This window comes from Colwellia sp. BRX8-4 (genome assembly GCF_014077345.1).
In the GTDB taxonomy this organism is placed as follows: domain Bacteria; phylum Pseudomonadota; class Gammaproteobacteria; order Enterobacterales; family Alteromonadaceae; genus Colwellia_A.
Map to the genome: position 1 here is coordinate 93,752 of NZ_JACGVS010000015.1, position 20,081 is coordinate 113,832.

The 20,081-nt window shown below is 38.6% G+C and carries 21 protein-coding genes, 1 tRNA gene and 1 pseudogene; 21 read left to right on the plus strand and 2 right to left on the minus strand.

Translation table 11 applies throughout. The annotated features are described in order from the left end of the window. The first annotated feature begins 143 nt into the window (after positions 1 to 143). The 9 genes from serC to H4J56_RS13520 all read left to right on the plus strand — a co-directional run bounded on the left by serC (position 144) and on the right by H4J56_RS13520 (position 8,428). Positions 144 to 1,232, plus strand: a complete 1,089-nt coding sequence (gene serC / locus H4J56_RS13480; RefSeq protein ID WP_182215832.1) for a 3-phosphoserine/phosphohydroxythreonine transaminase — start codon at positions 144 to 146, stop codon at positions 1,230 to 1,232. A 145-nt stretch (positions 1,233 to 1,377) separates the two neighbouring features. Continuing rightward, positions 1,378 to 2,721, plus strand: a complete 1,344-nt coding sequence (aroA, locus tag H4J56_RS13485) for a 3-phosphoshikimate 1-carboxyvinyltransferase (protein ID WP_182215833.1) — start codon at positions 1,378 to 1,380, stop codon at positions 2,719 to 2,721. A gap of 46 nt (positions 2,722 to 2,767) precedes the next feature. Next, positions 2,768 to 3,448: a (d)CMP kinase gene (cmk, locus tag H4J56_RS13490; protein ID WP_182215835.1), complete on the plus strand. Its 681-nt coding sequence runs from the start codon at positions 2,768 to 2,770 to the stop codon at positions 3,446 to 3,448. Between the two features lie 122 nt (positions 3,449 to 3,570). After that, complete coding sequence (gene rpsA, locus H4J56_RS13495; protein ID WP_070376968.1) at positions 3,571 to 5,232, plus strand: 30S ribosomal protein S1; 1,662 nt, start codon at positions 3,571 to 3,573, stop codon at positions 5,230 to 5,232. A gap of 109 nt (positions 5,233 to 5,341) precedes the next feature. After that, positions 5,342 to 5,629: an integration host factor subunit beta gene (gene ihfB, locus H4J56_RS13500; RefSeq protein WP_070373831.1), complete on the plus strand. Its 288-nt coding sequence runs from the start codon at positions 5,342 to 5,344 to the stop codon at positions 5,627 to 5,629. Between the two features lie 80 nt (positions 5,630 to 5,709). Continuing rightward, entirely contained in the window at positions 5,710 to 5,952 is a 243-nt protein-coding gene (locus tag H4J56_RS13505) for a lipopolysaccharide assembly protein LapA domain-containing protein (protein ID WP_182215837.1), read from the plus strand. Between the two features lie 5 nt (positions 5,953 to 5,957). Next, positions 5,958 to 7,127, plus strand: a complete 1,170-nt coding sequence (lapB, locus tag H4J56_RS13510; protein WP_182244948.1) for a lipopolysaccharide assembly protein LapB — start codon at positions 5,958 to 5,960, stop codon at positions 7,125 to 7,127. Positions 7,128 to 7,284: 157 nt separating this feature from the next. Further along, positions 7,285 to 7,980, plus strand: coding sequence for an orotidine-5'-phosphate decarboxylase (pyrF, locus tag H4J56_RS13515; RefSeq protein WP_182215840.1), 696 nt, complete (start codon positions 7,285 to 7,287; stop codon positions 7,978 to 7,980). A 142-nt stretch (positions 7,981 to 8,122) separates the two neighbouring features. Continuing rightward, the gene (locus tag H4J56_RS13520) at positions 8,123 to 8,428 is read left to right on the plus strand and encodes a helix-hairpin-helix domain-containing protein (RefSeq protein ID WP_182215842.1); all 306 of its coding nucleotides are present in this window, start codon (positions 8,123 to 8,125) and stop codon (positions 8,426 to 8,428) included. A 93-nt stretch (positions 8,429 to 8,521) separates the two neighbouring features. Here H4J56_RS13520 and H4J56_RS13525 read toward each other — a convergent pair whose 3' ends face one another. Next, positions 8,522 to 8,875, minus strand: coding sequence for a rhodanese-like domain-containing protein (locus H4J56_RS13525; protein ID WP_182259466.1), 354 nt, complete (start codon positions 8,873 to 8,875; stop codon positions 8,522 to 8,524). A 179-nt stretch (positions 8,876 to 9,054) separates the two neighbouring features. Continuing rightward, positions 9,055 to 9,351 carry a ribosome assembly RNA-binding protein YhbY gene (yhbY, locus tag H4J56_RS13530; RefSeq protein WP_070373826.1) on the minus strand — a complete coding sequence of 99 codons (297 nt, stop codon included), beginning with the start codon at positions 9,349 to 9,351 and terminating at the stop codon, positions 9,055 to 9,057. A gap of 117 nt (positions 9,352 to 9,468) precedes the next feature. Between yhbY and rlmE the strand changes: the two genes are divergently transcribed. The 12 genes and pseudogenes from rlmE to H4J56_RS13590 all read left to right on the plus strand — a co-directional run bounded on the left by rlmE (position 9,469) and on the right by H4J56_RS13590 (position 20,080). Then, complete coding sequence (gene rlmE / locus H4J56_RS13535; RefSeq protein WP_182215844.1) at positions 9,469 to 10,095, plus strand: 23S rRNA (uridine(2552)-2'-O)-methyltransferase RlmE; 627 nt, start codon at positions 9,469 to 9,471, stop codon at positions 10,093 to 10,095. A gap of 131 nt (positions 10,096 to 10,226) precedes the next feature. Then, positions 10,227 to 12,188 (plus strand): ATP-dependent zinc metalloprotease FtsH, encoded by a 1,962-nt coding sequence (ftsH, locus tag H4J56_RS13540; protein WP_070373824.1) that lies wholly within the window; start codon positions 10,227 to 10,229, stop codon positions 12,186 to 12,188. Positions 12,189 to 12,369: 181 nt separating this feature from the next. After that, entirely contained in the window at positions 12,370 to 13,152 is a 783-nt protein-coding gene (gene folP, locus H4J56_RS13545; protein WP_182215879.1) for a dihydropteroate synthase, read from the plus strand. Positions 13,153 to 13,198: 46 nt separating this feature from the next. Next, entirely contained in the window at positions 13,199 to 14,536 is a 1,338-nt protein-coding gene (glmM, locus tag H4J56_RS13550) for a phosphoglucosamine mutase (protein WP_182215846.1), read from the plus strand. Between the two features lie 114 nt (positions 14,537 to 14,650). After that, positions 14,651 to 15,421 carry a triose-phosphate isomerase gene (tpiA, locus tag H4J56_RS13555; protein ID WP_182215847.1) on the plus strand — a complete coding sequence of 257 codons (771 nt, stop codon included), beginning with the start codon at positions 14,651 to 14,653 and terminating at the stop codon, positions 15,419 to 15,421. 4 nt (positions 15,422 to 15,425) lie between these two features. Next, entirely contained in the window at positions 15,426 to 15,821 is a 396-nt protein-coding gene (gene secG / locus H4J56_RS13560; protein WP_182215881.1) for a preprotein translocase subunit SecG, read from the plus strand. 12 nt (positions 15,822 to 15,833) lie between these two features. Next, positions 15,834 to 15,918, plus strand: a tRNA-Leu gene (locus H4J56_RS13565). Between the two features lie 495 nt (positions 15,919 to 16,413). Next, entirely contained in the window at positions 16,414 to 16,731 is a 318-nt protein-coding gene (locus H4J56_RS13570) for a VF530 family DNA-binding protein (protein ID WP_182215849.1), read from the plus strand. 216 nt (positions 16,732 to 16,947) lie between these two features. Next, a pseudogene (locus H4J56_RS13575) lies at positions 16,948 to 17,160 on the plus strand (transposase); the annotation flags it as partial. Positions 17,161 to 17,262: 102 nt separating this feature from the next. Beyond that, the gene (locus tag H4J56_RS13580; RefSeq protein ID WP_182215851.1) at positions 17,263 to 17,652 is read left to right on the plus strand and encodes a BlaI/MecI/CopY family transcriptional regulator; all 390 of its coding nucleotides are present in this window, start codon (positions 17,263 to 17,265) and stop codon (positions 17,650 to 17,652) included. After that, positions 17,649 to 18,617 (plus strand): M56 family metallopeptidase, encoded by a 969-nt coding sequence (locus H4J56_RS13585; protein ID WP_182251301.1) that lies wholly within the window; start codon positions 17,649 to 17,651, stop codon positions 18,615 to 18,617. Before H4J56_RS13580 ends, H4J56_RS13585 begins: the two co-directional genes overlap by 4 nt. Positions 18,618 to 18,664: 47 nt before the next feature. Continuing rightward, positions 18,665 to 20,080: a TolC family protein gene (locus tag H4J56_RS13590; RefSeq protein WP_259368197.1), complete on the plus strand. Its 1,416-nt coding sequence runs from the start codon at positions 18,665 to 18,667 to the stop codon at positions 20,078 to 20,080. Position 20,081: the final 1 nt, after the last annotated feature.

A 20,081-nucleotide genomic window follows, 5' to 3' on the forward strand; every position in this document is an offset into this window, starting at 1 on the left:
GAGCATATCTCCATTTGATGAGCAGTCTTATTTTACCCAAGAGAATGTTGACCAAATTGATGTTTATAATAAAAATAATTAAAACAGTTTGACCAAGTGCATCGACAAACGTATTTAAAACTTTATAGAAGGTGTTGTGTTATATGTCTCAAGTATTTAACTTTTGTGCCGGTCCTGCGATGTTACCTGTAGAGGTAATGAAAAAAGCACAAGTGGAATTTGTCAATTGGCAAGATACCGGTAGTTCAGTGATGGAGCTGAGTCACCGCAGTAAAGAGTTTTTGGTAGTAGCAGCAAAAGCCGAAGCGGATTTACGTGATTTGATGGCAATACCAGAAAATTACAGTGTCTTGTTTTGTCATGGTGGTGGTCGAGGTCAATTTTCTGCGGTCCCTTTAAATTTACTACCAAAAGGCAAATCAGCCGATTATATTATTTCTGGCTCTTGGTCAAAAGCTGCCGCTGCAGAAGCTGAGCATTATGGTGAAATAAAGGCGATCAATGTTGTCAGTAAGGTTGAAGGCGAAACTCACGTATTATCAAGTAACGAGTGGGGCTTAAACCCTAACGCTGCCTTTGTACATTACTGCCCGAATGAGACCGTTGACGGTATCGAGATGTTTGATATTCCAGAAACTCATGGGGTGCCACTGGTTGCTGATATGTCGTCAACCATTTTGTCTCATGAAATTGATGTTAAAAAATTCGGTCTTATCTATGCCGGTGCGCAAAAAAATATTGGTCCCTCTGGTCTAACTATTGTTATTGTACGTAATGACTTATTAGGCAATGCTCAATTAACAACCCCGTCAATCATGAATTATCAGGTGTTAGCAAAGAACGATTCAATGTACAATACGCCGCCAACCTATGCATGGTATTTAGCCGGCTTAGTGTTTGAATGGTTAAAAGAGCGTGGCGGTGTTAAAGAAATTTCAAAGATAAACAAACAAAAAGCTGAGGTTTTATATGGTTATATTGATGAAAGCGCGTTTTATCAAAATCATATTGAAGCAAAGTATCGTAGTCTAATGAATGTTCCCTTTTGGTTAACAGATGAAAGCTTGAATGATGAGTTTTTAAAACAAGCAGAAGCGCAGGGATTAATGGCTTTAAAGGGTCATCGTATGGTGGGTGGTATGCGTGCCAGTATCTATAATGCTATGCCATTAGCAGGTATAACTGCGTTGGTTGCTTTTATGAAAGAATTTTCCGCTAAAAACAGCAAGTAATAACAGCAAGTAATAACAGGCAAAGTAATCGTTTTATCTTTGTTTCATCGCTCGTTTATAGTGCTGGCGAGCAACATAAGTAATTATATTTAGTAAAAGTGATTGAAAAATTGTCATAAAACAACATTAATTTAATGGAAAAAAAATGTCTCAAGTAAATAAAACATTAACTATCACCACAGGCCTTGCCGGAAAAGTATCCGGAGATATCATTGTACCAGGTGACAAGTCATGTTCGCATCGCTCTATTATGTTTGGCTCTTTAGCTGAAGGTACCACGCATGTTTCGGGTTTCTTACCTGGAGACGATTGTTTAGCAACAATGAATGCATTTAAGGCGATGGGCATAAAAATAGAAGGCCCTGACAAGCAACAAAATGTTGTTATTCATGGCAAAGGTTTGCGTGGTTTGACCGCACCTCAAGAAGCTTTAAATATTGGTAATTCAGGAACAACTATCCGATTAATGTCGGGATTACTCGCCGGACAAAATTTTGCTTGGCAAATGGCTGGTGACAGTTCTTTAAATAAACGTCCTATGGCACGCGTTGTTGACCCATTAAAATTAATGGGTGCAAATATCTCTGCTGCCGAAAACGGTACGCCACCGGTTATTTCACAAGGTATTGATGAAGGTCAAACCTTAACCGCGATTCATTACGACTTGCCAATGGCCAGTGCGCAAGTAAAATCTTGTGTATTACTTGCGGGAATTTATGCCGACGGCATTACCTCGGTAACCGAACCCGGTATTACTCGCGATCACACTGAACGCATGTTGACCGCTTTTGGTTATCCGGTAAAGGTTGAAGATACCCCGATGGGTAAAAAGGTTTCCATTGAAGGCGGCCATCAATTAACGGCTTGCGACATTCAAGTACCTGGCGATATTTCATCAGCAACATTTTTTATGGTTGCGGGTTTAATTGCTAAAGAAGGGCAGTTGACTATTCGTAATGTGGGTATGAACCCAACGCGTATTGGCGCTATTAATATTTTACAGCAGATGAATGGCGATTTGAGCATCATTAACGAGCGTATGGCGGGCGGAGAGCCTGTTGCTGATGTTGTGGTTAAATCATCACCATTAAAAGGTATTGATATTAACGAACGTGATGTACCGCTTGCCATTGATGAGTTCCCGGCGATATTTATTGCGGCTGCTTGTGCTGAAGGTACAACACGGTTACGTGGTGCAGAAGAATTAAGAGTGAAAGAAAGCGATCGCATCCAAGCAATGGCTGATGGCTTAAAAGAATTAGATATTGACTGTACTGTTTATGATGACGGTATAGATATTGTTGGTGGGCAATTAACATCAGGGACTATTCATAGTCATGATGACCACCGTATTGCCATGTCTTTTGCGATTAGCTCATTACGAGCTACTGGCGAAATTCAAATTTTAGAGTGTGACAATGTAGCGACTTCGTTCCCTAATTTTGTCACCTTAGCAAACCAAGTGGGACTAACACTCAATCAAGCTTAAATTAAGTGACTAACTTAGTTTAACTAGCTTTAGTGTAGATAAAAATATGATAGAACAAATACCGGTAATAACTATAGATGGACCTAGTGGAGCAGGTAAGGGCACAGCCGCACGTTTAGTTGCAGAGCAACTTGGCTGGCACTTGCTTGACAGCGGAGCTATTTATCGTGTGCTTGCAGTGGCGACATTGCATCACCATTTAACTATCGAAGATGAAGAATCCTTGATCCCCATTGCTGCTCATTTAGACGTGCAATTTGAAATAACCAGTCAAGGTGAAGGAAAAGTTATTTTAGAAGGCGAAGATGTTAGTAATAGCATACGCACAGAAGAAGTCGGTGCTATCGCTTCTAAAATAGCAGCCTTCCCTCGAGTGCGTGAAGCGCTTTTACGTCGCCAACGTGCTTTTAAAGTCGCTCCTGGGCTTGTCGCTGATGGAAGAGACATGGGAACAATCGTTTTTAGTAACGCACCGGTTAAAGTATTTTTAACCGCTTCTGCAGAAGAACGAGCACAACGTCGATTTAATCAGTTGAAAGAGAAAGGTTTTGATGTTAAAATCGGGCGCCTTTTGGATGACATACGTCAGCGAGATGAGCGAGATCAGACCCGTACGGTCGCTCCCCTTATCCCAGCAGAAGGTGCGTTAATTGTTGATTCTACTGATCTTTCTATTGATGAAGTGGTCGCTAAGATTTTAACATTTGCCAATGGCAAGTTAACGTAAACGAAGCTATATAGCTTCAAAAATCAACCTATAGCCTACTGTACGGATGCACTGGGCACTATTAAATAACCCCATGAAACATTGATGTTGACTGGATTAATAACTGAGTTTATATGCAAGTTATGACTGAAAATTTCGCACAACTATTTGAAGAAAGTTTAAAAGAAATCGAAACACGCCCTGGTTCAATTATCAAAGGTACGATTGTCGCTATTACTAAAGACAATGTTATCGTTGATGCTGGCCTTAAATCTGAAAGTGTTATTGACATTAACCAGTTTAAAAACAACGCTGGTGAAGTTGATGTAAGCGTTGGCGATGAAGTCGACGTATCTCTTAAAGCTACAGATGACGGTTTTGGTGAAACTATTCTTTCACGTGATGACGCTAAACGTCATGAAGCGTGGCAAGTGCTTGAGAAAGCATATGAAGAAAAAGAAACTGTTATCGGTGTTATCAACGGTAAAGTTAAAGGTGGTTTCACGGTTGAAGTTAGCGATATTCGTGCTTTCTTACCGGGTTCATTAGTAGATGTTCGCCCAATTCGCGATACAACTCACCTTGAAGGCAAAGAATTAGAATTTAAAGTTATTAAGCTTGATCAAAAGCGTAATAACGTTGTTGTTTCTCGTCGTGCCGTTATCGAATCTGAAAGCAGCGTAGAACGTGATGCATTGTTAGAGTCATTAGCAGAAGGCCTAGAAGTTAAAGGTATCGTTAAGAACCTTACTGACTACGGCGCATTCGTAGACTTAGGCGGCATTGACGGCTTACTACACATTACAGATATGGCTTGGAAGCGCGTTAAGCACCCAAGTGAAATCGTAAATGTTGGTGACGAAATACAAGTTAAAGTATTGAAGTTTGACCGTGAGCGCACTCGTGTATCTCTAGGTATGAAGCAGTTAGGTGAAGATCCATGGGTAGCAATTGCTAAGCGTTACCCTGAAGGCGCTAAACTTACTGGTCGTGTAACTAACTTAACTGACTACGGTTGTTTTGTTGAAATCCAAGAAGGCGTTGAAGGTTTAGTTCACGTTTCTGAAATGGATTGGACTAACAAGAACATCCACCCGTCTAAAGTTGTTAACTTAGGTGACACGGTTGAAGTTATGGTATTAGAAATTGACGAAGAACGTCGTCGTATTTCTTTAGGCCTTAAACAGTGTATCGCTAACCCTTGGGAAGAGTTCGCTAAGAACTTCAACAAAGGCGACAAAGTATCAGGTAAGATCAAGTCAATTACTGACTTTGGTATCTTTATTGGTCTTGACGGCGGCATTGATGGTCTTGTTCACTTATCTGATATTTCATGGGCTGGCGGTGAAGAAGCTGTTCGTGAATACAAGAAAGGTGATGAAATATCAGCTGTAGTTCTACAAGTTGACCCTGAGCGCGAACGTATTTCTTTAGGTGTTAAGCAAACTGAAGATGATCCGTTTAATCAGTACCTTGCAGATACTAAGAAAGGTGCTATTGTTACAGGTAAGGTTATCGAAGTAGATGCTAAAGGCGCTAAAATTGAATTAGCCGAAGGCGTTGAAGGATACCTACGCGTATCTGATATTTCTAGTGAGCGTATCGAAGATGCGTCAACTGAATTATCTGTTGGTGATAGTGTTGAGACTAAGTTTATGGGTGTGGATCGTAAGAACCGTGCTATCAGCTTATCAATCAAAGCTAAAGACCAAGCTGAAGAACGTGAAGCTATGGATAACCTAAACCAAGTTGAAGAAACTGGTTTAAGTGCAATGGCTGCAGCGTTTAAAAACGCTAAAAACTAATTTAGACACTTGAAGGTGAGAAGTGTTTGAAATATAACGCTTCTCTTCGTTTAAAATCCATTGGCGAGAAGGTACTATTAACTTCAAACTAGTGAACACAGGAGGTCAAATGACCAAATCTGAACTTATTGAAAGATTAGCCGATAAATTAAGTCATTTATCAGCGAGAGATGTTGAACAGTCTATTAAAGAAATCTTAGAAATGATGGCACAAACCTTGTCAAAAGGTGAGCGTATTGAAATTCGTGGTTTTGGTAGTTTTTCATTACATTTTCGTGCTCCTCGTGTTGGACGTAACCCTAAGACTGGCGAATCCGTTGAGTTGGCAGGTAAATACGTTCCTCATTTTAAACCTGGAAAAGAGTTACGTGAAAGAGTAAATCTTTCAATAGCGTAATTGATAAATTATCAATAAAACGGCATGCTATAATGGTATGCCGTTTTTTTTAACTTAATTTTCATCATAGGTAACTTATTTTGCGTATTTATATTACAGCGTTTTTCCTGTTCAGCTTACTAGTCATCGCTTTTATTTTTGGTAGTCAAAATGAGCAGACCTTAACATTGAATTATCTCATCGCCCGAACTGAATTATCAGTTGCTGCGGCTGTCAGTTTATTTACCACTTTGGGCTTTGTACTGGGCTTACTCTTTGCATTATTGTGGAAGTTTGTTCGAATGATAAAACCTAAAAAATCATCCTCTAAAGAATCAGTGTAAATTATATGTTAGAACTATTGTTCTTATTACTCCCTGTTGCAATGGGCTATGGCTGGTTCATGGGTCGTAATAGTGTTAAACAAAATGATCACTCAGCTAAACAAGCCTTGTCGATAAAATATTCAACAGGCTTAAATTACCTCCTATCAAATCAACAAGATAAAGCGATCGACTACTTACTAGAAGCCCTTAAAGTTGAAGATGATACTGTTGAAGCACATTTTGCCATGGCTAATTTATTTCGTCGCCGTGGTGAGCTCGACCGCGCATTAAAAGTGCATGAGCACTTAGTTAGACAGAAACATCTACCCGCTAAAGATAAGCAACAAGCTGCTTTTGAGCTAGGTAAAGATTTTTTTAGTGCCGGCTTATACGACCGCGCTGAAACCATGTTTGAAAAGCTACTTAAATCAAAACACTATGGCTTAAAATCCCTTGATTATTTAATGCGTATTTACCAGTCTACTAAAGATTGGTCAAAAGGCATCAGTCATAAAAAAGCCATTGTTAAAACTAAAGATAAAAAACTTCTTCATAACTTAGCTAATTTTTATTGTGAATTAGCGACAACAGCCTTAGCAGAAGATAACTTTATTGAAGTCATAGAGTTATTAGAGTTGGCGTTGATTTATGATGCTAATTCTTGTCGTGCTAATTGGTTATTAGCTCAAATTTATGAAAAGCATCAACAGTTCAATGAAGCCTGCGGATGCTATCAAGACATCTATCTTCAGGATAAAGAATTCTTTCCTGATGTTATTGATGAAATGCAAAATTGTTATCATCAGTTAGATGCCGACGATGAATATTTTAAATTTATTAGAAAAGTTTATGATGAAACCGGTGGTTCGAGCGCACTGATAAAATACTTAAGTCACCTTGAAGCTAAATATGGCAACGAAAAAGCGAAAGAATTTATTTTACTTGCTTTGAAAAAGCGTCCAACCATTAAAGGCTTTAAGCATTTTATTAAGATGCAAATGGTTAACTCTACCGAGCATGACAACACCGAAAATTTAGATATGATCAAAGAATTGATTGGCGCTTATTTGAATCTAAAACCGCGTTATAGTTGTCGAACCTGTGGTTTTAATAGCAGTAAACATTATTGGGCGTGTCCTTCATGCCATGACTGGGAACAATTGAAACCAGTGCGGGGCCTTGAAGGAGAATAATTACCGATTTCTTCGCCCTAAGACTCAATAGCGTCTTCAAAAGTACTCATTGACTTTCGTCAGCTCCGTGCTTTTTCTTTGCTCTTGAACCTTAGGACTTTGAACTCAAAAATTATTAAAGAATTAAGAATTAAGAATTAAGAATTGAGGATTGAGTATGAATGATGCAAAAGTAGTTGTTGCCCTAGATTTCGATAAAAAAGCGGATGCGCTTGCATTCGTTGATAAGATTCAACCAAAGGATTGTCGTTTAAAAGTGGGTAAAGAAATGTTTACTCATTTTGGACCTGCGTTTGTTAAAGAATTGACGGGTCGCGGCTTCGATGTCTTTTTAGATTTAAAGTTCCACGATATTCCTAACACCGTAGCAAAAGCGGTAACCGCTGCTGCAGAGATGGGGGTGTGGATGGTTAATGTTCATGCCAGTGGTGGACATGAAATGATGGTTAAAGCTAAACAGGCATTAGAAAAATACGGTGATAACGCCCCATTACTTATTGCCGTCACTGTTTTAACCAGTATGAGTGAAGAAGATTTACTGGGCTTAGGTATTACGCGAACGCCAGCCGAGCAAGTGATGCTGCTAGCAAAGTTGACAAAAGAAGCTGGCCTTGATGGTGTTGTTTGTTCAGCACAGGAAGCTCAAAGCCTGAAAAGCGCTTTAGGTAAAGACTTTAAGCTTATCACGCCAGGTATTAGACCTGCAGGTGCCGCCAGTGATGATCAAAAACGTATTATGACGCCAGAGCAGGCAATGGCCGTTGGTGTTGATTATTTAGTTATTGGCAGACCTATTACTCAAGCTGAAAACCCACAGCAAGTTTTGCAGTCGATTAATTTATCGCTTAATTAAGGTCAATTAGCATAATTTTATTAATGGCTATAAATTGACAAAAGTAAAATTTTATCCTAAACCTATTAACGTCTTATTAATAATAAATTAACAGTTTGTTGTTTGTGAGGCGTAATGGAATTTACAATAAAAGGATATAATCATGATTAATTTTTCAAAAATCTTACTTATTTGCCTGACCTTTACTTTTTCGTCATTAAGCTTTGCTGAAAGTGTCGGTGGTAATGAGCCCAATGCCAATGTTAATCAAATTGACGAGCGTATTGATATAAACCATGCTGATATTAAGACCTTATCCTTATTAAAAGGCATAGGCATGAAAAAAGCGGCAGCCATTGTCAAATACCGAAATGAAAACGGTAAGTTTATCTCGGTCGAAGACTTGTTGAATGTTAAAGGTATTGGCGGGCAAATATTAGCGTTAAATAAATCAAAACTAACGATCTAGTATTCCTTGAAGAGATAAAAAAGGCTAAACAAATCAATTGTGTAGCCTTTTCAATTTTACTCTTAAGTAAAATGTAGGGTTATTGTCGCGATGCTAACTTTTTTCTTGTGCAGAACAAACATCATTATGCTGACATATAATAGCCCAAACATTTTTATAGCCTAAACGGTTTAATTGTTCAGCAGCAAGACTCGCCCGGCCGCCGGTTGCACAATGAAGATATATACGCTGGTCTTCATCAGTCGTGCAGCTACCAATATTCATCTCTAAAACACCACGTGGAATATTAACTGAATTTATCACTGGGCTAGTGACAACTTCTTGCGCTTCACGCACGTCAATAAAGAGGCTTTTCTCTTTTTTCGCACTTAGGTAAGCATCATGAGCCGATGTAGTTTGAATGTTTTTTCTAATTTCAGCTATCAGTGTCGGGATAGTTTTCAACATTTATAAAGGCCTTAATATTTAATGATTAAAAAGAGTCAATATTGTTTCTCTATTACAGCTACATTAGGATATCCTAATATAGTTGTCAATAATGTAATCTTTAAATGTCAGTCTGCGTGTAGTCATAAATTTTAGACATAAAAAAAGAGCCGAAGCTCTTTTAGATAAGAATGTAAAAATTAAATTTTTGGAATTCTTATTTTCTTTTCTGGTGACTGACGATAAATAATTAATGTTTTACCAATTACTTGAACTTTAATTGACGCTGTTTCACGGCAAATAGCTTCAACAATTAATGCTTTACTGTCACGATCATCGGTTGGGATTTTAATTTTAATTAATTCATGATGATTTAATGAATAATCAATTTCGGCAACTACTGCCTCTGTTAAGCCGTTGTTACCCAATAAAACCACTGGTTTCAATGGGTGCGCAAGACCTTTTAAATACTGTATTTGTTTTTTATTTAGGCTCATTAACAATTTTCGTTACAAGTTAGCTTGAATTAATACTATTTTACCTCCATCTACTCTGTAATACTAATAAAACGTTAAATCGTTTTGCATTATTAACAAATTAATTAAGTTAAATTAATGAGTAAAAAGAAATTAAGTAATAGTAGTACCCGTTGGATGCAAGAACACTTTGATGATGAGTATGTAAAAAAAGCTCAGAAACTCGGTGTGCGTTCTAGAGCATACTTTAAAATTGAAGAAATAAACGTTAAAGATAAGCTGATTAAAAAAGGCATGAAAGTGGTCGACCTAGGTGCTGCACCAGGAGGTTGGTCAGAATATGCGGTCAAAGCCGTTGGAAGTGGCGGGCAAATTATTGCTTGTGATATCCTGGCAATGGACCCTATTGCTGGTGTTGACTTTTTACAAGGCGACTTCAGAGAAGAACCGGTACTTAATGCATTACTAAACCGTATTGGCGGCAAAGATATCGATGTTGTTATGTCTGACATGGCCGCTAATTTTACCGGTAATGACGGTGCCGATGCCGCAAGAAGTATGTATCTTGTTGAATTAGCATTAGACATGTGTAATCAGGTATTAAAGAAAAATGGCGCATTTGTTGTTAAAGTCTTTCAAGGAGCAGGATTTGAGCAATTTATGCAAGACTTAAGAGGAGCATTTAAAACAGTAAAAACCCGTAAACCAGATTCGTCACGTGCACGTTCACGCGAAGTATATTTGGTTGCTACCGGATTTAAATAGCTCCGAGCGTTAAATTATAGTAAATTACGACTCATCAACTTAAAAGTTTAGGTTGATTTCAGAACTAGCCGTTTATCTGTGCTAGTTGACGGTTAAGTAAAAGTTCATTCAAAGTACAAGAGGTCATTAAGTTGAGCGATATGGCAAAAAATCTTATTTTATGGTTGGTAATAGCGGTTGTTTTAATGTCGGTATTCCAAGGGTTCACTCCGAGCACCACTACTGAACAACAAGTTGATTACACGCGTTTCATTAAAGATGTCCGTCAAGGACAGATCCGTGACGCAAATGTTGATCGTAATGGTGTTATCAAAGGCACAAAACGTAGTGGTGAAGCCTTTGTTACTGTTATTCCTGGTGGTTTCGATCGTGATTTAATTAACGATTTAGTTAAACAAGGCGTTAATGCTTCTGGTGAATTGCCGGAAGAAACTAGCTTTCTAACCACTATTTTTATCTCTTGGTTCCCAATGATTTTGTTGATAGGTGTATGGATATTCTTCATGCGTCAGATGCAAGGCGGTGGTGGAAAAGGAGCGATGTCTTTTGGTAAGTCTAAAGCGAAACTTTTAAGTGAAGATCAGATAAAAACAACTTTTGCTGATGTTGCTGGTTGCGACGAAGCGAAAGAAGAAGTTTCTGAGCTTGTTGATTACTTAAAAGAGCCAACTAAATTCCAAAAACTTGGTGGCCGTATTCCTTCAGGTGTCTTACTTGTAGGACAACCGGGTACAGGTAAAACCTTGCTGGCAAAAGCTATTGCTGGTGAAGCTAAAGTACCATTTTTCACTATATCAGGTTCTGACTTTGTTGAAATGTTTGTTGGTGTTGGTGCATCTCGTGTGCGTGACATGTTTGAGCAAGCTAAAAAATCAGCCCCTTGTATCATCTTCATCGATGAAATCGATGCGGTAGGTCGCCAACGTGGCGCAGGTATGGGGGGTGGACACGACGAACGTGAACAAACACTTAACCAAATGTTGGTTGAAATGGATGGTTTTGAAGGTAATGAAGGCGTTATCGTTATTGCCGCAACTAACCGTCCAGACGTTTTAGATCCAGCACTACTTCGTCCTGGTCGTTTTGACCGTCAAGTTACGGTTGGTCTACCAGATATTCGTGGTCGCGAACAAATTCTTAAAGTGCATATGCGCAAAGTACCTTTGGGTGACGATGTTAAAGCATCAGTTATTGCACGTGGTACACCGGGCATGTCAGGTGCAGATTTAGCTAACTTAGTTAATGAAGCCGCATTATTCGCTGCACGTTCGGCTCGCCGCACTGTATCGATGGATGAATTTGAAAAAGCGAAAGACAAAATATTAATGGGTGCTGAACGTCGTTCGATGGTTATGAGCGAAGAAGAAAAAGCCATGACAGCTTATCATGAAGCAGGGCACGCGATTGTTGGTCGTTTAGTGCCAGATCATGACCCCGTTTACAAGGTAAGTATTATTCCTCGTGGCCGCGCTTTAGGTGTCACTATGTATTTACCAGAACAAGACAGGTTTAGTCATAGTAAACAGCATTTAGAAAGTAATATTTCGTCACTTTACGGTGGTCGTATCGCTGAAGAAATGATTTACGGTTTTGAGAAAGTTTCTACCGGTGCATCTAACGATATTGAACGTGCGACTCAACTTGCTCGTAAAATGGTTACTCAGTGGGGCTTCTCACAAAAATTGGGTCCAATGTTATTTGCTGAAGAAGAAGGTGAAGTGTTTTTAGGTCGTTCATCATCTAAATCGTTGAACATGTCTGACGAAACTGCACAAGCGATTGATATTGAAATCAAAGCATTTGTTGACCGTAATTATCAACGTGCAGAAAAGATATTGAACGAGAACCGTGATATTTTAGAGACAATGAAAGATGCGTTAATGCATTACGAAACTATCGATGCTAGACAAATCGATGACTTAATGGAACGCAGAGAAGTTCGTCCGCCAATGGCTGAGTGGGATAATCACTCTGATTCAAAGAAGCCACCTAAAGCTGATGACAATGCCTCTTCTGATACTAAAGAAGATAAAGCTGAGAAAAAAGAAGTAGCGCCAGATCTAGATAAACCTAGTGACGCCTCTGCTGATTAATAGCCTTTAAATATAGCCTCGATTAACGAGGCTTTATTTTATAAAAGTTAATTTACTTTACTGACAGTAAGTTGTTTTTTATAAAATAAATTTCTATACAGAATAATCACAAAGAGCATAAGTTTTGTTGAAAAATCTACCTTGCGGTACACATTTTCTTAATATTGAAACCCCGCAGGTGATGGGGATTTTAAATGTAACCCCAGACTCATTTTCTGACGGCGGACAATTCTCTCGTATTGACTCTGCGTTAAGACAAGCTGAACAGATGATAGCCGATGGCGCCACCATTATTGATATCGGGGGCGAATCAACGCGTCCAGGCGCTAAAGACGTTTCTGTTAAAGATGAGTTAGCGCGTGTTATTCCCGTATTAAAAGCCATTAATGCGCGTTTTAATATCATTGTCTCTATTGATACCAGTAAAGCCGCGGTAATGTCTGAGGGCATCACTCATGGGGCAGGTATCATCAATGATGTTCGAGCCCTGCAAAATGAAGGTTGCTTACCGGTATTAGCACAAGATCAACGTGTTGGTATTTGTTTAATGCATATGCAAGGTTTACCTCGAACCATGCAGCATAATCCTCACTACGTTAATTTAATAGACGACATTACCACTTTCTTTCACGAAAGAATTTTAGCCTGTGCACAAGCGGGTATTAATACTTCGCGTCTTATTTTAGACCCTGGCTTTGGCTTTGGTAAATCGTTAGAACAAAATTATAGTTTATTGTCGAATATGGCTAAATTTCAATGCCTAGATTTGCCTATATTGGCAGGACTGTCGAGAAAATCGATGATCGGTAATCTTCTTAATCGAGAGGTTAATGAACGCTTAGCGGGTAGCTTAGCAACAGCCATTATAGCCGCTCAGCAAGGGGCAAAAATTATTCGTGTTCACGATGTAAAAGAAACAGTCGATGCTTTAAAAGTTTTACAAGCTACCACCATAAATAAATAACTCATCATTAAATATACTAAAAAAGTAAATATAAAGGACAAATAAAATGTCAGAAAGAAGATATTTTGGAACCGATGGCATAAGAGGCCTAGTAGGACAATACCCAATCACCGCTGAGTTTGTGATGAAATTAGGTTATGCCGCTGGCCGCGTACTAGCTGCCCAAGGCACAAAAAAAGTACTTATCGGTAAAGATACCCGAATTTCAGGCTACATGCTTGAGTCAGCCCTGGAAGCTGGTTTTTCTGCTGCAGGTATCGATATTGGCTTATTGGGACCAATGCCGACGCCAGGAATTGCTTACCTTACTAAAACTTTTCGCGCTGAAGCGGGTATCGTTATTAGTGCATCACATAACCCATTTTATGACAACGGCATTAAGTTTTTCTCACAAAATGGTGAGAAGTTACCCGATGATGTAGAACTGGCTATTGAAGCTCAATTAGATAAAGAAATGGGCTGTGTTGAATCGGCTAAATTAGGTAAAGCAACAAGAATTGAAGACGCTGCTGGGCGCTATATTGAGTTTTGTAAAAGTAATTTCCCTAGCCAATATTCCTTAAAAGATTTTAAAATTGTTGTTGATTGCGCACACGGTGCAACTTACCACATTGCACCTAACGTGTTTCGTGAATTAGGTGCACAAGTGATTGAAATTGGTACATCGCCTAATGGTACCAATATTAACGACCAATGTGGTGCAACATCAATGGACGCTATCAGTAAGGCTGTTGTTGAACATCAGGCTGATTTAGGTATTGCACTCGATGGTGATGGCGATCGCTTGATGATGGTTGATCATACCGGCTATGTGCTTGATGGTGATGAATGTGTCTACGTTATCGCTTCAAACGATTTACAAAGCGGCGTTATTAGTGGTGGTGTTGTTGGTACACTGATGAGTAATATGGGTCTTGAAATTGCGCTTGCAGATATGGGTATACCTTTTGCTCGCAGCAAAGTAGGCGATCGATATGTTACCGAAATGCTCAACAAAAAAGGTTGGCAGTTGGGCGCTGAAAACTCTGGCCATGTGATCAATTTAAAAAATACTTCTACGGGTGATGGTATTATCGCCGCGTTAAATGTATTAACCGCTGTTTGCAGTGGTGATAAAACCTTACATGAACTCCGCCAAGGAATGACTAAATTACCACAAGTGTTAGTTAATGTTAGGTTTACCGGTGACAATGACCCGTTAACGGCGCAGAATGTCGTCGCTGCTGTACATACGGTCAATGAGCAACTCTCAGGGCGTGGTCGCGTGTTATTACGTAAATCAGGTACTGAGCCTTTAATACGCGTTATGGTTGAAGGACCAGAATTAATAGAAGTTACTGAGCTAGCAAATGTAATTGCTGATGCTGTTAAAGCCGCTTGTTAACAAAATAGACGTCAGACGGTTGAATAATAAGCAAATGAACAAGATATTAAGTTAAACACTTGTATCTTGTTCGTAGGTTAGTTAATATCTCGCCGCTTTAATTAGGAAAGATAAATGAAAAGACAAGCAATAGTAGCCGCAAACTGGAAAATGAATGGAAGTTTCTCGCTGATAAAAGAAATGATTTCAGGATTAAATAGTGTCAAGCTAGCTAAAAATGTCGACGTTGTTGTTTGTCCTCCTGCTCCTTTTCTATCAGCATTTACAATAAGTGCTAAAAGTGAAAATTTACAAGCAAACATCCATTTAGGTGCGCAAAATGTAAGCGAGCATCAAAGTGGAGCATATACCGGTGAAATATCCACTGATATGCTCAAGGAAGTTTCTGTAAATTATGTTATTGTAGGGCACTCTGAACGAAGATGCATTTACAAAGAAACAAGTACACAAGTTGCTCATAAAGTTAAAGCAACATTGAATGCTGGTTTAACACCTATATTGTGTATTGGTGAAAGTGAAGATGAACGAACTGCTGAACAAACAGAGACAGTACTCGCTTCACAATTACAGCCAGTAATTGACGAAATAGGTATAGAAAAATTTACAGATGTTGTTATTGCTTACGAGCCTGTTTGGGCTATTGGTACTGGCAAAACAGCATCTCCAGAAATGGCACAAGCAACACACTTATTTATTCGTCAATTTTTAGCTAATGCTGATGATACTATCGCGAATAAAGTGCCATTATTATACGGTGGTAGCGTAAATGCTGCTAACTGTGAAGAATTATTTGCACAAACTGATATTGACGGTGGTCTTATTGGTGGTGCTAGTTTAAAAGTCGACGAATTCAAAATAATTTGCTCGTCAGCCAAAGGATCTTAAAATGTTGTATCAATCGTTAATTATTGCTTATTTAATTGTTTCAATTTGTTTAATTGGTTTAGTTCTAATCCAACAAGGTAAAGGCGCAGATATGGGCGCATCTTTTGGTGCCGGCTCTTCAGCAACAATATTTGGTTCAAGTGGCTCAGGTAACTTTTTAACTAAAGCGACTACATGGTTAGCTATCGCGTTCTTTGTTATCAGCTTAGTGTTAGGTAACTTGACGGCAAATAGAATTAAATCTACCGATGAGTGGAACAACTTAAACACTCCTGTAGAGCAAACTATACCAGGCGATTCATCAATCCCTAGCGAAAGTGTAGAGCCAGGTCAGTCATCAGAGAATAGCGATATTCCTGCAGCGACTAAAAAAGCGAGTGATAACGACATTCCAAAGTAAAGTTTTAAAAATGCAGATGTGGCGGAATTGGTAGACGCGCCACCTTGAGGGGGTGGTGACTTAGGTCGTGAGAGTTCGAGTCTCTCCATCTGCACCAATACTATAAAAAAGGCTTACAGCAATGTAAGCCTTTTTTATTGCGCTAAATAACTGAATTACTAGAAGCGTTAATTTGAAGGGGTGGTGACTTAGGTCGTGAGAGTTCGAGTCTCTCCATCTGCACCAATACTATGAAAAAGGCTTACAGCAATGTAAGCCTTTTTTATTGCGCTAAATATCTGAATTACTAGACGCGTTAATTTGAAGGAGGTGGTGACTTAGGTCGTGAGAGTTCGAGTCTCTCCATCTGCACCAATACTATAGAAAAGGCTTACAGCAATGTAAGCCTTTTTTATTGCGCTAAATAACTGAATTACTAAACGCGTTAATTTGAAGGGGTGGTGACTTAGGTCGTGAATAATATCTATGTCTGCTCATTGACAATATTAACTTTTCCTTAAAGTTCTTTCTGCACTTTTACCTGAGTTAAGCGCATAATTCTGTCAATATTTAGTAAACTTGTTACAATGCTATTTTTAAATTTAAGTAGACTATGAATAAAAGTAATGATCCACTCCACGGCGTGAAACTTGAACAAATCCTAACCGATCTAGAGAAGAAAATTGGCTGGGATAAGATGGGTGAGTTACTTAATATTCGTTGTTTCACCAATAAACCGCGCCTCAAATCAAGTTTGAAATTTCTGCGTACAACCCCTTGGGCACGCAGTAGAGTTGAAATTTTATACTTGAAAACATTTTGTAGTAAGCATAAAGAAACGGGGAAATTAATAAGGGGGATACTCGCCCAAAATACAGCAGTAGCAAAAACGACTTCCAACAAGCCCGCTCCCTTCGTTTGGCCAACATAGAAAAACAAATAGACTTATGCGACTTTAATATATTAACAGCAAAAGATATTAACAGGACACCCAGCCTAGTAATTTTAATAAGATATTAACAGGGGGATATTAATATGACACCCAGGAATATTAATAGGACACCCAGCCTAGTAATTTTAATAGAATTGATCATCCCTACTGATGCACTACACTGAAATAACCAAGCGACATAATCACAGGTGATTTATGGCTACGCCAAGGAAACAACAAATCAGTTTAGTAGATACCCCTTATTATCATTGTGTTGTGCGTTGTGTTCGAGGCGCTTTTTTATGTGGCGAAGATGCCTTGTCAGGTCAAAGCTTTGATCACCGCAGAGAGTGGGTAGAAGAGAAGTTACACTTTCTTATCGAAGTCTTTGCGATTGACGTGTGTGCCTATGCTGTAATGAGTAATCATTATCTAAAGTAGAAGATTTAGTGGAATAAATCTAAAAACCGATTGCCACTCGGTTTTTAATGTGACAATATCACAATACTTAAATAGGGTAGTGAAAAGTCTATGCAACTCGGTGAACTAGAAAAACAAGTATTGGAATACCTTTGGAAGGCACAGCCTGCTGACGCTAAGCAGGTACATAGCTATTTCGAGAAAAATCGAGGCGGCTCTCTTAATACCATTCAAAGCACGTTAGATCGCTTATTTAAAAAAGATCTATTAAGTCGGGTAAAGAACGGCCACGCATATCTATACTTCCCTAAAGTTGCTCGTCAAGAATTGATAGGCCAACTCATTAAAAGTGTTACTCATGATTTTGTTGTTAAAGATGAAAATAGCGTTGTTGCGGCTTTTTCTTCAATTTCATCTGATCTAGATGAGGATCAGTTGGATAAACTTGAAGCTATGATTGAGCAACAGCGCAAAAAATTAAAAACAAAGGCCGAAAAATGATTTATGGTCATTGGGCGTTAGCATTTAATTTACTCACGATTGCCGTATTAGCTTTTATCGTTGCCAATGGCTTTATTTCGCTTGCATATTGGTCGGTAAAAAATAAAATTCAAAGTTACACTGTGCCTACCCGTAAATCGTTACTCTGGTTATGTGTGCTTTCACCTTGGATTATTGCATTATTTGTAACGCTGTTATTTAGCCCTCTTTTTCAATCAGGGGCAATGTTTGTATGGTTAACTGAATTAGCTCACTGGCATCATCCTAATATTTATTATTTTTTAAGCTGGCATAGTATTAGTTTAATTCTCTTCATCGGCTTCAGTCTCACTATTGCTGTTCGAAGTCTAGTTGTAGCCTACAAAAATCACTATCAGATAATTTTGTTGCGCACTTTAGCGACAAAGAAGAGTGAGAACGTCTTTATAATCAATTCATCGATCCCGACAGCATTCACAGGTGGGTTAATTAAACCATCGTGCTTTATATCTACAGGCTTGATGGAGCAACTAGATTCAGATGACATTGAAATCATCATTCAACATGAACTTGCTCATTTACACTATGCTGACCCGCTACAAAAGTGGGTATTTTCATTATTGTCTTCTTATTTTTCACCTAATGTTAAGAAAATATTGAAATCGATGATGGCAATTACCATGGAGCAAGCGGCTGATTCTTTCTTCGTAAAAACTCAACAACAGGCGCACAATGTTGCTAGTACGTTAGTGAGATTTACTAAGTTAGCGGCTAAATATTCCATACATGAACAGTTCAAAAGCGAATTACTCGTTCACTTTTGTCGTCAATCCATTGAGCAAAGAGTATTAGAATTGCTCAATGATACTCAACTCAAACCTTTTCCAATGAAAGTGGTTTTACTCACAATAATACTATTAGCCGTCATATCAATGACATCAGTAGATAGCCTCCATCACGCTATTGAAACGCTATTCGATCATTAAAATAATAATTTAAGGCTTACTCCAAGGCTCACTCTAAGGTATTAAAAATGAAACTATTTACTCAATCATTCACAAATAAAAAACCGACCGCCAATCGGTTTTTGTCAAGGCATTATGTAAAATTTAGCGCTGTGGTACTGATGATCACTTCAACACTTTCAGCTTATACATACTCAGGTTATGCATACTCAGAAGACAGCCCCCTGAAATCGGTTGACTTATCTACGGCAATATCTCAAACAATGCATATGCACCCAGAGCTAAAAGTATTTGCTAATCAAGCTGATATTTATAAGGGGTATGCTCAACAAGCTGGTATTCAGGTTAGACCAGAAATTGGACTTACCATTGAGGATGCAATGGGTACGGGTGATCATAGTGGCTTTAAAAGTGCGCAATCCACACTATCTATCTCATGGATTTTAGATAACGCTCTAGTAAAAAACAGAGTGGCAAATGCTAAGATTCAGGGATCAACCGTTGCATTCGCGCGAGAAATTAAAGCGCTAGATTTAGCCGCACAAACAGCAAAATATTTTATCCAAGTATTGGTCAATGAAGAGCGATTAAAACTGTCAAAAATGAGCTTGAAGCAAGCGGTTAAATCATTTGAAGCAGTGACTAAACGTGTAAATACAGGAAAGTCTTCTTTAGTTGATAAACTAAAATCACAAGCTGAAGTCGCTAAACGAGAATTAGTTGTTGAAGACTTAACTCATGAAGTAGATGCCAGTAAATATCAGTTATTGGCTCAGTGGCAAGGACAGGGGCAAAGCGAGCAACATAAAGAAACTAACATCATTGGGTCATTATTATCGTTACCCCACTTACCTTTAACCAATAGCACCGATGTTGATTCACTATTTACTCATCTAAAACAATTGCCTTCGGTCAGTCTTTTCGCTACAAAACAGCGAATTGCACAGTCTGAGATTGAACTTGCTCGTATTGAAACTAAACCACTATGGAAATTTACAACAGGATTAAGACGTTACGAAACAACCGATGATTTTGGTTTAGTCGCTGGAATTTCAATTCCTTTTGGTGATAGCAATCAAAATCAAGGGAAAATAAATGCGTTACACGCGTCTAAAACTGAATTAGAAACAGCGTCACAAGCACTCGTTCATCAATTGAATACCCAGTTGTTTGTGCTTATTGAACAAATGAAACACAGCCAACATGTCATTCATGCTATGACTGAAAACCTTATACCTGTGCTTGAACAAGCTTTTGTTGAAGCTGAAAAAGCTTACAAAATTGGCCGATATAGCTATACCGAGTGGACGAATACTCAAAAAGAATTATTAGATGCGCAGTCAGACTTGATTGCTGCTTATCAAAATGCACATTTAAACAATATTGAAATAGAGCGATTAACGGGTACGTCTCTAATTGCCATTAATAAAAACGCTAATGCACCTTTTAACGCTCAATCTATTGAAAAAAATAACGAGAAATAAT